Raw genomic sequence first — 13,274 nt, forward strand, 5'->3', positions numbered from 1 at the left:
CGAGTGACTTGAAGGAATAATAAAAAAAGGCTCTCCGGGAACTGGTTCCCGGAGAGCCTTGCGGTGTTCAGCTATCTGGCAACTTCAACAAGTAAAGTCGCTGAACGCCAGAATGATTTGTAGTCTTTTCCGTGCAATTTTCCTGTCTCCTTCCAGCTTTTGGAAACTTCGATATAGTAAGTTCCCGGCCAGATGGGTGTAAAATCAGCCAAACCTTGTTCGTCCGTACTGATCTGCTTTGACCATCCAGAAGGAGATGCTATGGAGACGTAAAGTTTTTCGTTCGAAGTGTTTTTGAACAGGCTTTTCAGAGTGAGCGGGCTGTTGACTTTATAGGTTTTGGCAGGATCTGCAAATACGCTCAATTCATTTTTGTTCAGCGAGGGGTCGTTCCCCACAGATGCCTTACCTACTGTCACAAGCGCACTTGCATTGAACTGGTACACCGTTTCACCGCCCAGTTCTTTTGCAGTATGCCCTACCGAAAGGGTATATACGCCGTCCTGAGTGGGTGTGAATTCCGAGGTAAAGTGATCTTCTCCTGCCACTGTGGCAAGCTTGGTTTTTTTGTTGTCCGGTGTAGTAAGCCAGAGCTCGAATTCTTTAACATCGGAATACCATTCGCTCAATTTTTCCGGTTTATCCCCCGGCTCGGCATAAATGATCTTGACCGACTGTTTCTGACCTGCTTTACCTGTCGGCGCGGTTTGGATCCACAGTGCGTGAGCGAATAGCTGAGTAGTACCTGCCGTGATTAGAAGTGCAAAGAGCAATAATTTAGTACGCATTTAAGAAGTAGTTAGAGTAATTGAAACATAAGATCTGCCTGAAAACAAGTGAGTGCGACGAGCGAGCCAGGCAGAAGCACGAGCAAATATAGGCTGCTATTTGTATTAAGTCCAAATAAATAAATCAATTTCAGGAACAGATCTTTCGCCAGCCGGATTGATTCTGAGCCTGAAAGCGAGCAGTAGAATAAGTAAAATGGTTTTATTCGAATTATGTTTTGATTTTTTCTAATTTGAGTAAGATTCTCTGGACTCTAAATCTCATCGTTCATGAAAGTGAAATGGAAACAACTGTTTACACTTATTCTTCCCGCGCTATGTGCCAGCTGTGGCTTTATTAAACTTGATTTTCTGGAACGAAAATGCGAAACCTTTGTGCCGCAGAAATACAAATTTGGATACCAGGAAGCAGAGATCTGGACTACATCCAGAAAAATGAACATTGGGGACACGGTTTTTATGCGCGCCCATATTCACGAGGCTTTTATGGATTCGATGCATAACAAGCCGGTATTGGTAAGAGGGCGCCTACAATTGTTTTTCCGGCTTACTACTGCCTCTTTTGTCTCCAGTACATCTCCTTTTGCGATGGATACTACGATTTTCAGGGTTTTCAATACGCATTTCGACAGTTTTGTGCGGACTGGTAATAAGGTGGACGCTTACCGCTACGATGCTGTGCTCAGAAACGGCTACTGGGATCTGGACATTGGTTTTATTGCGAAGAAAAAGGGTCCCTATGATATATATCCGGCTATTAACTACGCCCAAACCAATGAGCCTTCGCCAAAAGGTGTTTGCATGCTTGGCGACTCGGAAAAGTATGATGCACTGATCCGGATTAAATCAAGAAACAATCGCATTAACGACATTTACCCGATCTTGCCGGTGGGTCTGGAAGAAAGTTTCGGTTTTATTGTGGAATAGACGCACTTACATCAGGATGTGTGCCTGCACATTCACTTTCGCGCTGCAACTGCTGCGTTTTAAGGCTTTCGGAAGTAGCCAGATAATATTGCTTGTAAAACTGCGGTTTGAAATCCTTGTAGGCGGTTACCGCGCCAATGCTTTTCATAAACCAGATATAGTACCAGGCCAGATCGATCTGGTGCGGTTTAAAGCCGCTTCTTGCACTCCGGGGGAACAAATGATGGTTGTTATGCCACTCGCCCGCAACGAGGCCAGGCCATAACTGATTGATGGAATTATCTTTTTTGTAAAAATCCACACCGTCCCGTTGCACTTTTTTGCCTTTTCCATGCCCTTCGTAATTGAATGTGCGGACTCCCACTGCCCAAAATCCGGCAGCCCCGAATATAGTGCAGGCCAATGCGTGGCCGCCAATCAGAAAGCAGGCCCCGTACCAGAAGCCCCAATTTAATAAGGACGAAATAACAGCAGTGCGCGGGTGTACATACGAGCCCCATTTTTGGTATTGCAAATAGCTGTTACCACTTACACCGGTGTGGCTCATGAGCCGCTTCACCTTGTCATACTCCGCTTCTGTCAGATCTTTCGCGATAGGCTGGTGATTTACATCGGCCAGAAAGCAGTAGAGAAAACCCGCCTGCGCATTGTAGGGGTCTCCCGGCTGGTCCGATTTTGCGTGATGGACATGGTGGGAGATCGCATAAATTTCCTCTGGTACCATGTTGACTGTCAGATTCCTTGTGAAAAATCTCCAGAAGGCATTTCGAAAGGTATAAGCACCGTGCGTGCAATACCGGTGGTGCCAGATCGTCCCATGCGTACCCATGATGATCATGCTGTATATAAACGCAACTGCGAGGAGTGTCCAGGTGAAATATTCGAATATAAATAGTCCGAGGAAAGGGATCATCAGCAATACCTTCATCCAGCTCATAAACGGCAGCCAGTTCTTGCGGTCACCAAAAATGTTCAGCCGCGTAAAAAACTCCCGCACGATTTGCCTGTTGCTTGGTTCAATCAAATTTCCGCTACTATCTATCCAGCCGTAAGAAGGTGGTTGAAGAACAATATCTAAAAATCGGGTACCACCTGTTTTGATCATTACGCCGTCTTTTGCCTGATTAAATACTTGTCTGATAGTTGCTACTGAATTCCCGGGCGATCGGGTCAATCGCCGGATCATTTGGAAAAGGTAGTGATTTAAAGTGTAAGCATAGCAAAAGAACACACATCCTTTGTCTTTCACCCTGTACCAATGAGCATGAATTTAGGATTACGCGCTCCCAGGGAACCACTCAGTTAATGGAAGTGTGATAAATGCAAAAACTCCCGTTGAAATACGTCGCCCGGCAAGGTCGTTGTATTGCAACGGGAGTTTATTATGGTACTAAAAACCAGGGTTTTGCTCTAAGGATTTGTTATTATCCGTTTCACGTCTTGGAATCGGGAAGAGCAGGTTTTTCTCGGTAAAGGACTTTCCGTACACTGTTCTGTGTCCTACGAAATCATCCCATTTCTTCGTAACGTCATTTCTTACCTTCCGGGTCCGTATAATGTCAAACCACATTTTACCTTCAAAGCATAGTTCAAAATACCTTTCGGCCCACACCGCTTTTTCAAATTCATCCATATTGGTCGTAGTAATGGCCGGTAACTTGGCACGGGTACGGATGTCGTTGAGCGCTTTCATTGCCTGGGCATTTGGCTTTCCTTCTGCTCTGTTGGACGCTTCGGCATACATGAGCAATACTTGCGCGTAACGATAAATCGTGTAATTGATGTTGGCTTTGGCATCATTGTCAACGGCCTGTTTATCAAAATATTTATAGATAAAATAGCCGCCCAGGTTCAGGCTGTCTCTCCGCACATCACCAGCCGGATAATCGTTGGGATGTCCTTTGTAGTAGGTATAAAAGAACTGCTTCTCCTGCGCACGTTTGTCACCCTTTTCATAGCTTTCCACGAATTCCTTGCGGGGGATAAGACCGCCGTACTCATCGGAATAGGCTGCAATGCCCCTGAACGCAGGCAGGGTAACGGGCGTGAGACCGTTGTTTCGGATATCCTTTTCATGCTGGACCTGAAATATGAATTCCTTCGTATTGCGGTTTGCAGGTAAAATCATGTCGGTGTACTCGGTAAAAAGCGAATACGTGCCATTGTCGATGATCTCCTTGGAACGCTTGGCAGATTCTGCATAACCCTGCGGGCCGCCCTGCACAGGAAAGCCTGAATAGGTCAGATAGACATCGGCCAAAAGCGTTTTGATCAGGCCCATTGAAGTTCGTCCATTCGCATCGCGCCACGGCAAGGTCGACTTTTCGGCTTCCAGCAAATCTGGAATGATGATTTCGTCATAAATTTCCTTCACCGGCGAGCGTGGTGTTTGTACTTCGTCCAGCGATGTGACCAGCTCGGTAAGTTTAGGTACATCCCCAAACATGCGCACCAGTTGAAAATAGTACAAAGCCCGCATGGTCCTGGCCTCTGCGATCATGTTCTTCTTGGTTTCGGCAGGTAACGTTGGGATTTCCCCTACTTTCTGGATGGCCAGGTTTGCCCTGGCAATTCCCGAATACATGCCCGACCACCAGTTGTCGATATAGAAAGCGCGGGAGTCATATTCAAGGTCAAAGAATTTGAAAGCTTCTGTTTGCGAATTTCCATCTGCTTTACCAGTCATGAATTCGGTAAGCGAAGCGTTGTTGCCTCCCCACCCACCGCCGCCGTTGTTGAAAACGGTAATCTGCGACAAAGCACCGTCCACAAAAGCGCGCGCAATTTCCGGGCTGGAAACCTCAGAAGAAGTTGTAAGCGAGCCGGTCGGGTTTTCTTTCAGGAAGTCTTCGCAGGAACTTAAAGTGAGTCCGAATGCGAGGCAGGTATATATAATGTTCTTTTTCATGATCATCAATTTTAATATTTGGATTCGATTTGAAATGACATGCTTGTCAGTATGTGACATTCAAACCCAGACTGAACGTACGTGGGCGCGGATATTGGAAAAACTCCATATTCGCATTTAACTGACCTCCAAAACCCGTAAGCGCCTCGGGATCGTATCCGGAATATTTGTCAGACAAAAAGAAGTTTTGCGCACTCGCGTAGATCCGCAGTCTCTGAAAATTGACTTTACCGTATTTGGTAGGAAGCGAATAGCCAAGAACAATGTTTTGCCCGCGGATAAATGAACCATCTTCCACCCACCAGTCGTCCATATGCGTATCGTAGCCCGCATTATAATGGCGGATCTGCGCGATATGCGTGTTCTGATTTTCGGGCGTCCATGCATTTAACACGGTACGGGCGCTGCTTGCAATGGCCTGACGATCCTCCACGGAGTGTTTAGTAGCATTCACCGTGTTGACGCCCATCACGATGCGGATATCGAAAGAAAGGTCGAACTTCCCAAACGTGAAGTTGTTTCCAATATTCAAATTCCATTTTGGATAAGAGCGGCCGATAATGGTTTCATCCGAGCCGTCAATCTTACCATCCTTGTTAATATCCTCCCATTTCAGGTCACCCGGAAAGCGGTTGTAGGTTTTAGCAAGTTCTGCCTCATCCGAGCTGTATGTTCCCAGACGGCGATATCCCCAAAGCGTTCCGACTGCGTGCCCGATGCGCAGGATATTGGTATTTCCCAGGAAGTTAGGGCCAGGGAAAATATCGTCACCATTCTTACCTAATTTCAAAATCTTATTCTTGTTGGTAGAAAAGGCGAAGTTGGTGCTCCAGCTAAATTTCTCATTGGAAATGTTCCTGGTATTCAATCCAAGTTCTATCCCGCGGTTTTCAACAGAACCGATATTCTGTGTAACAGAGCTGAGTCCGGTTGACCACGGAATAGGCGCATTGAGCAGCAAATCCTTGGTAACCTTGTGGTAGTAATCGGCGGTCAGGTCGATGCGGTTATTGAACAGACTGACGTCCACCCCGATATCCAGCTGATTGGTATATTCCCAGCGTAGGTCGGGGTTACCAAACGAATTGCGCCACATACCCGTTTGCCTCGATCCACCGAGCAACACGTCGCCGGTACCCAGGAATTGCTGTGAAGCATACTGGCCGATTTCCTGGTTCCCCGTTTTACCGTAACTCGCACGTAGTTTGAGGTTGGTGATGACCGTGCTGGATTTCAGAAAATCCTCCTGACTTACATTCCATGCAACTGCCGCCGAAGGGAAGAAACCATATTTATTGTTTACCCCGAATTTCGAAGAACCATCGTAGCGACCGGTTACTGTGAATAAATAGCGGTCTTTGAAGTTATAGTTAATACGGCCGAAATAGGAGTTCAACGACCATTCCTGATCACTTGAATTCGGTTTCACCAACGTATTTCCAACATTGAGGTTGTGCCAGCCCCAATAGTCGTCAATAAAATTCTGGGCCGTCACGCCGAAGTTTTCCCAGGAACGTTTTTGCCACGACAAACCGGCCAATGCCGAAATATTGTGGTCTGTTCCGATTGTTTTGTTATAGTTAAGATAATTTTCAAATTGCCAGTACAGCTCATTATTGGCAGAAATGCTGGCCGAACCTTTTTGATCCGCAGAGAGGTTGTTCAAATCGCGTCCTGAATAGAAGTTGTTTTTGTCAAAACGCAGTTCGTAGCTGTAATTGGTCCTGAGAGACAGGTCTGGGGTGAATTTAATGTGGGAATAAATCTGTCCCAATAATTCCGTTCTTGGATTTACCTGGGTACGCTGGTCTGCGATACGGACAGGATTCTCACCACCTTCCATGCCTGGCCAGTCACGGTTTCTACCCCAGCTTCCATCCGGATAATTGATTGGCAGGATTGGAATAGCCTCGAAAACCATCCGGGGTACGTTTAAGCCTCCTGAGCCACCATCGACTTCGTTGATAATGGCTTTGTTTAAAAATAAGCTACCGCCTACTTTTAGCCATTTTGTAGCATCATTATCGAGTGTAATCTTGGCCGAATACCGTTGTAGGGAAGAATTGCGCATTAACCCTCCCTGGTCAGTATAGCCAACGGAAATGCTGTAAGCAGTTTTGTCGGTACCGCCACGAATAGCAAATTCATGGTTCTGGGCGGAAGTGGGTTTGTATATTTCTTTTTCCCAATCGGTATTATAGAGTGGTTTGCCGCTGGAATCGAATAATTTGGGAAAGTTGGCGGGTAGGTTACGAACGTATTTGCCATCCTTAAAACCCTGCTCGTCAAATTTTTCTGCATTGTCGAAAGCCGTATTGTATACATCCATGAACTCAGTGGCGCTCAGCGTTCCCAGTCTGCGGGCAGGCGTGATATAGGATCCCCATACATCATAGGATATTTGCGTGGCCCCCGATTTTCCCCGTTTGGTGGTGATGATGATTACACCATTTGCACCCCGTGCTCCATAAATGGCCGTGGCTGATGCGTCTTTCAGTACTTCAAGTGATTCTATATCATTCGGATTCAGCAGGTTGGGATTACTCACGCCAACAATCCCATCGATTACATACAACGGTTCCAGGCTTGAATTAATAGAGCCTACACCGCGGATCCGGATCCTTGGCTGATAGCCGGGAGCAGAGGAATTGACGGCAACATCTACGCCCGGAATCCGTCCCTGCAGCGACTGCGCAACATTAGTCGCCTGCCGGTCCAGCAATTTTTCTCCCTTAATTGCTCCAACCGAGCCGGTAAGGTCAGTTTTACGGACAGTTCCATATCCGATTACGACGACTTCTTCCATACTCCGGCTGTCCACCTTCAAAGAAACATTGAGGGTCGATTCATTACCGACGGGCATTTCAAGTTTCTCGTAGCCGACGAAGCTGAACACAAGGATTGCATTGTTGTCGGGGACTGATATTTCGAAATCCCCTTCCGAATTGGAGGAAGTTCCCTGGCTTGTGCCTTTTACAACGATATTAACCCCGGGAAGCGGGGAGCTGTTATCTGAATCAGTGATTTTTCCCTTGATGGTTTTTTCGGCAGGAAAGTTTGTTGCCGAAGCCTGTGTTAAAAAGAGCGTTAGAAGAAGTAAAGAAAAAAATGCGGTTGGCAAATATCGCACGGGATATCCGCAGGATCTGAAAGTGTCCATTTTTGATGAGCTTAAGTTAGGATTTGGTATCTGAATGATTCAGGCGTACTGTCGCCATTAGTCGGCGGTTGCGGAAGTAGAATGTAATCCTCTAGCGTAAGGTGTAATCATAGGCGTCAGTTTAGATGAGATCAGATTTCGAATGTTAACAGATCAATGTGTCGGTAATAGCATCCTGTTGAGGTATTTCGCTATTCGATTAAGCTAAAAATTAATTGATATTATGCTATTGTTGAAAGGGTGCAAGATATTATTTATACTTTATAATTGTATCAAAGGATCGGCCTGATACAGAAGAATTATGTTGATCGAGGAGTAACGATACCAATATACGATCGATGCAATATCGATGTCGCTTTCAGTTAAGGTATAGGCGATGGGTGCAGGGTTGCCTATGAAAATCGAGGTCGGGAGCAAAGGTGAGAATGCCTGTGATTAGATTGTAAGTCTATGTGCCCTCATCCTGAACGACCAGAATCGATTATGTCGCGGAGATAGCAGGATCGATATCGACAGCGACATTTCCCTGGCAAAAGAGTAGGTCCATTGCATCACAAGGTACATTGCACCTTAAATAAAAGGGGCTATTGAATTATAAATGGAGGGAGACAGTAATAGCTCATAAATGGTGATAACGGATTGAGCGTTAAAGAACTCTTTTATTGGCGTTTACTCAGATTGATTGCTCGCTCTATGCGTGGCCGATTGTATCGTTGAAGAAAAATCGGATACAAATTCAGCAGGATATTGAGCACCAGCAACCACATGGACCTGTTATATCCATATTTAAATGCTACCAAGATATTGAATCCGAGCACAATGATGAAAATGATAACATGCCCGAATTCAGACTGCTTCGTGCGGTAATGCAGCTGCAGTAAAGTTTGGGTATTCTTCCGGATCGGGTTTGACTTCTTGTTCAGCCTTTCCCATCCGACCCATATCAAAATCTTTCTAAAGATATTGATTCCCAGGTACTCATATATTTTCCCTTTCTTTTCCCAGGCCTTTTCTTGATAATATGCACTCGTCAGCGGGCTCTTCAACGTTTCTGTAAAATAAAGCACGCAGCCCATTAGCAAAAAGTTGATTATCCACGCAAATGAAAAGCCTTGCATATCGATGTAATGCGAAACGCCGTAGATGAGGGCAATGGTAATGATGATAATCAAAGTCAGCGTTAGAGGTTTCCGCATAAATTGGGTTATAGTAGCTAACAGCAATCATACCATTATCCGCCCGGATTTCAAAGCGGCTGCTGTTTGAATAGGGCCCAATAAGTTGCTGGATGTTACACATAATTATAACTTACTTTTACCTTTTGATGTCAACCAAACTCAAATTCTATTCGAAATTTACCTCAAATCTTAAAATGAGTAATTCAGTTTTATTGAAGGTCATTCAGGTATGTGTACTAACCATGTCGCTTCTTTTAACCACTAAGATTTTTTCGCAGGATTTTAATCCGGGAGCAGACAAATATCAAAGCTGGCAGACAGTTTGGGCGAAGCAAAGCAATATAAAGCAGCTGCCAGAAACTATCATGCTGAGGGTGAAGCCCGCAGGATACTTGCATACAAAAGACAGCCCGCTGTAAACGCCACCTATTTCTACGCCATGGCCCAAATGCCGGACAGTGCGCTGGTCAGCCTGGAAAAAGCCGTAAAATTATATGGATTTAGCAATAAAAACTGGATAGAATCAGAGCCTGCTTTGGCTGCGGTCCGGAAGTATCAGGCATATTCACACCTGCTACGGTACATGTTCGACAAAGAAAACGCGCAGCGTGATCCCGATCGGGTTGCGGTGATCACGAGCGACATAGCGCTGTTCTGGAAAGTTTATGACCGATATAAAAAAGACTCTTCCAACGCTCAGAAGTTGTTTCTCACCGAATATTTCGAGAAAGGTACCCCCGATTTGCAGGAATATTACAGAATTAAAACTCCAAACATCGGCGGTATCAAAGGTTTTGTTCACAACCTTAAAATTATGCCCGAATATTATGCCAGTATCAGGGCTAACACTGAACAGGTTAGCACATTGGAGGATTCCCTCCGCGTCATATTCCGGAATCTGAAACACTGGTACGAGCCTGCCACTTTTCCCAGTGTAGCTTTTGTAATCGGAGGATGGAGCTCAGGAGGAACTGTTACCGGTTACGGCTCTATCTTGGGGGTCGATATGCAGGCGGCGAGCAAGGGTACGCCCACTCATGAATTGAACTTGTGGCAGAAAAAAAACATGTTGCCATTTAACGAATTGAAGCATGTGGTAGCGCATGAGCTAGTGCATGTACAACAAAATAACATGGCCGCTGACACCATCCTGCTCCGCTATGCGATTGTGGAAGGTATGGCTGATTTTATCGGGGAGCTAATCAGCGGCAGAACGGCCAATCAGCGCCTTCATGTCTGGGCTGTTGGAAATGAACGGAGGGTTTGGGAAGAGTTTAAAAAGGAAATGTATCTGGACCGCCACTCAAACTGGATTGCTAACAGCAGTCAGGAGACAGCCGACCGCCCAGCCGACTTGGGTTATTGGGTAGGCTATCAAATCTGCAAAGCTTATTTTGATCAGGCAGCCGATAAGAAAAAGGCGCTGCACGACATGCTGAACATCAGGGATTACAGGGCATTTTTGGCGCAGAGTAAATTGGATGAGAAAATTTCTGGAGGTAACAAATAAATCACCCAGGCTGGCACGGCGACGGTGTCAACAGCCTGTTTTTGATACTGTAAGTCTAAAAGTAAGACGCAGGGATGGCGTCTGTTTATAGTAAGGGAACTTGTGAAAATCCAGGGTGCCTTACGAAGAAACTCCGGGATGCCCCCCAACTTCGCGGACTAATCACATATTCGCTTCCCAAGGGCAGCAAATAAAAAGGACTCACAAGTTTTACCTCGTAAGTCCTTGATTTTCAGAGTGGGCCCACCTGGAATCGAACCAGGCACCTACTGATTATGAGTCAGTTGCTCTAACCGAATGAGCTATAGGCCCTCGCGCCATGGGCGTGATTGAGGTGCAAAATTAGCGAAAGGCGCCAAATCTCCAAACGTTATCTGTAAGAATAACCTTTTTCGTCCGTTGCTTCTTTTATTACTTTTGAGAAAAAATAGCTTTGAATAAAAGAAAAATAATCAATGACCCTGTCTACGGGTTTATCACGATTTCCTCGGATCTGCTCTATGACCTGGTAGATCACCCATTTTTTCAGCGTCTGAGGAGAATCAAGCAGCTGGGCCTTGCCGATATCGTTTATCCCGGCGCATTGCATACACGTTTTCATCACGCGCTTGGCGCAATGCACTTAATGAGCCAGGCCCTCAGAGCTTTGCAGGAAAAAGGACACCTTATTTGGGAGCCGGAGCTGGAAGCGGCGCAGGCTGCGATCCTGCTGCATGATCTGGGCCACGGCCCCTGTTCGCACGTTCTTGAAAGTGTCATGCTGCCGGGCGTGGAGCACGAATCGATTACGCTCGCGATGATGAAAGAATTGAACAGGCAAATGGGAGGCCGGCTCGACATTGCGATACAAATGTTTGAGGGTACTTATCCGCGCAGGTTCTTTCATCAGATGATTTCCAGTCAGCTGGATATGGACAGGATGGACTACCTCAACAGGGACAGCTTTTATACAGGCGTGATCGAAGGTTCTATCGGTGCCGACAGGCTGATCAAGATGCTGGATATCAGTCATGATCAGTTGGTAGTAGAAGAAAAGGGATTACTGAGCATTGAGAATTTTCTGCACGCCCGCAGGCTTATGTACTGGCAGGTTTACCTTCACAAGACCTTGCTGAGTGCGCAGGCAATGCTCACCCAGATCCTCTTCCGTGCCCGGAAGCTGGCAAGCAACGGGGATCAATTATTTGCCACCCCGGACTTTGACAGGTTTTTGCGCAACAATTTCACGCTGCACGACTTCGATACCCAGCCTGATTTGATTGCGGCTTTCAACGGTTTGGATGATAATGACGTATGGGCTTCTGTGAAAGCATGGAAAACACACGAAGATCCGGTTCTGTCCGTTTTATGCAGAAAATTACTAAACAGGGATTTGTTTAAGATCCAGTTTTACAAGGAACGCCCGGGTGTCGAAGTCCTGGAACCGCTGAAAGAACAGCTCAGGAGCGCGGGTGTCAGGGGGGAAGATCTCGATTATTTTTTAGTAGAAGGAGAAACAGCCAATTGGGCTTACGCAAAAGAGCAGGACCCGATCCGTGTTAAAATGAAGAACGGAACTTTACTTGATATTGCAGATGCTTCGGACATTCCGACCATTGAAGCGCTCACTAAGATTGTACGCAAGTACTATGTATGTTGGGGTAAAAATGTATCTTTGCGTGGTTAGTAAGGATCAAATCAAGAAGAAGCCGTCTTAATAATTTACGCAACATACTCGAAATAAATTACCCGAAATTAGCCGAAAAATATGAAATTTACTGTCAGCGAGATTGCCCAAATGCTTGATGGAACTATTGTTGGAGATGAAAAAATTACAATTGATTCGGCTGCTAAAATTGAGGAAGGGCGTCCGGGCTGCATATCCTTTTTAGCCAATAGCAAATACGAACCTTACGTCTATTCCACACTTTCTTCCGCAGTTATAGTAAATAAGGACTTTGTTCCCAAAAAAGAGGTTTCCACTACCTTAATATATGTGGAAAATGCTTACACCGCTTTCACCATTCTTCTGGAAGAATATCAAAAACGTCTTGCGCAAAACAAATTGGGCATCGAGCAGCCTTGCTTTATCGGCACCAACAGCCAGGTAGGTGCAGACGTTTATCGCGGCGCTTTCTCTTACATCGGTGATAATTGTGTAGTAGGCAACGGGGTTAAAATCTATCCCAATACCTATCTGGGCGACAATGTGACGATTGGAGATCATACTGTTATTCATACAGGCGCACGGATTTTTAAGAATACAGTAATTGGTAAGAATTGTGTCATCTCAGCCAATGCTGTGATCGGCGGTGACGGTTTTGGCTTTGCACCACAAGCTGACGGCACCTATAAAACGATTCCGCAATTAGGAAACGTAATCATTGAAGACGATGTCAATATCGGGTCAAATACAACGATTGACTGCGCAACAATGGGATCGACTATTATCAGACAGGGAGTTAAAATCGATAACCTTGTTCAGATCGCACATAATGTGGAGATTGGAAAAAATACCGTAATTGCGGCACAGTCCGGAGTGTCGGGGTCGACAATTGTGGGCGAGCAATGTGTCATAGCGGGGCAGGTCGGGCTGGTTGGCCATATTACAGTAGCAAATAATACCAAGATCGGGGCTCAAAGCGGATTAGGCAAGTCTATTAAAAAAGAGGGCTTGTCGCTTTCCGGATCTCCGGCACGTGATTTAAATGAGCATTTAAGATCCATGGCGCTGGTAAGAAGGCTTCCTGAAATGGAGGAGCGCCTGAAAGATCTTGAAAGAAAGCAGGAAACTTCTGATTTTCAATAGTAAAATCACCCCAAA

The 13,274-nt window shown here is 45.7% G+C and carries 9 protein-coding genes and 1 tRNA gene; 4 read left to right on the forward strand and 6 right to left on the reverse strand.

What is annotated here, in order from left to right; all coding sequences use genetic code 11:
- Positions 1-71 precede the first annotated feature (71 nt).
- A complete protein-coding gene (locus FXO21_RS15000) occupies positions 72-788 on the reverse strand; it encodes a DUF4198 domain-containing protein (protein ID WP_149640832.1) in 717 nt (238 codons plus the stop codon).
- A 270-nt stretch (positions 789-1,058) separates the two neighbouring features.
- Between FXO21_RS15000 and FXO21_RS15005 the strand changes: the two genes are divergently transcribed.
- Positions 1,059-1,715 (forward strand): hypothetical protein, encoded by a 657-nt coding sequence (locus tag FXO21_RS15005; RefSeq protein ID WP_149640833.1) that lies wholly within the window; start codon positions 1,059-1,061, stop codon positions 1,713-1,715.
- Here FXO21_RS15005 and FXO21_RS15010 read toward each other — a convergent pair.
- The 4 genes from FXO21_RS15010 to FXO21_RS15025 all read right to left on the reverse strand — a co-directional run bounded on the left by FXO21_RS15010 (position 1,702) and on the right by FXO21_RS15025 (position 8,979).
- Positions 1,702-2,889, reverse strand: coding sequence for a fatty acid desaturase (locus tag FXO21_RS15010; protein WP_310586909.1), 1,188 nt, complete (start codon positions 2,887-2,889; stop codon positions 1,702-1,704). The genes FXO21_RS15005 and FXO21_RS15010 overlap by 14 nt on opposite strands.
- A 216-nt stretch (positions 2,890-3,105) precedes the next feature.
- The gene (locus FXO21_RS15015) at positions 3,106-4,623 is read right to left on the reverse strand and encodes a RagB/SusD family nutrient uptake outer membrane protein (protein WP_149640834.1); all 1,518 of its coding nucleotides are present in this window, start codon (positions 4,621-4,623) and stop codon (positions 3,106-3,108) included.
- A gap of 46 nt (positions 4,624-4,669) precedes the next feature.
- A complete protein-coding gene (locus FXO21_RS15020) occupies positions 4,670-7,783 on the reverse strand; it encodes a SusC/RagA family TonB-linked outer membrane protein (RefSeq protein ID WP_149640835.1) in 3,114 nt (1,037 codons plus the stop codon).
- 659 nt (positions 7,784-8,442) lie between these two features.
- Positions 8,443-8,979: a glycosyl-4,4'-diaponeurosporenoate acyltransferase CrtO family protein gene (locus tag FXO21_RS15025; protein WP_149640836.1), complete on the reverse strand. Its 537-nt coding sequence runs from the start codon at positions 8,977-8,979 to the stop codon at positions 8,443-8,445.
- 304 nt (positions 8,980-9,283) lie between these two features.
- Between FXO21_RS15025 and FXO21_RS15030 the strand changes: the two genes are divergently transcribed.
- A complete protein-coding gene (locus FXO21_RS15030) occupies positions 9,284-10,471 on the forward strand; it encodes a gliding motility protein GldB-related protein (protein WP_149640837.1) in 1,188 nt (395 codons plus the stop codon).
- 238 nt (positions 10,472-10,709) lie between these two features.
- On the opposite strand, the gene FXO21_RS15035 is transcribed toward FXO21_RS15030, so the two are convergent.
- A tRNA-Ile gene (locus FXO21_RS15035) sits at positions 10,710-10,783 on the reverse strand.
- A 121-nt stretch (positions 10,784-10,904) separates the two neighbouring features.
- On the opposite strand from FXO21_RS15035, the gene FXO21_RS15040 reads away from it, so the two are divergent.
- Both FXO21_RS15040 and lpxD read left to right on the forward strand, forming a co-directional pair.
- The gene (locus tag FXO21_RS15040) at positions 10,905-12,137 is read left to right on the forward strand and encodes an HD domain-containing protein (RefSeq protein ID WP_149640838.1); all 1,233 of its coding nucleotides are present in this window, start codon (positions 10,905-10,907) and stop codon (positions 12,135-12,137) included.
- Between the two features lie 81 nt (positions 12,138-12,218).
- The gene (gene lpxD, locus FXO21_RS15045; protein WP_149640839.1) at positions 12,219-13,259 is read left to right on the forward strand and encodes a UDP-3-O-(3-hydroxymyristoyl)glucosamine N-acyltransferase; all 1,041 of its coding nucleotides are present in this window, start codon (positions 12,219-12,221) and stop codon (positions 13,257-13,259) included.
- Positions 13,260-13,274 lie beyond the last annotated feature (15 nt).

It is taken from the genome of Dyadobacter sp. UC 10, assembly GCF_008369915.1.
GTDB lineage: Bacteria > Bacteroidota > Bacteroidia > Cytophagales > Spirosomataceae > Dyadobacter.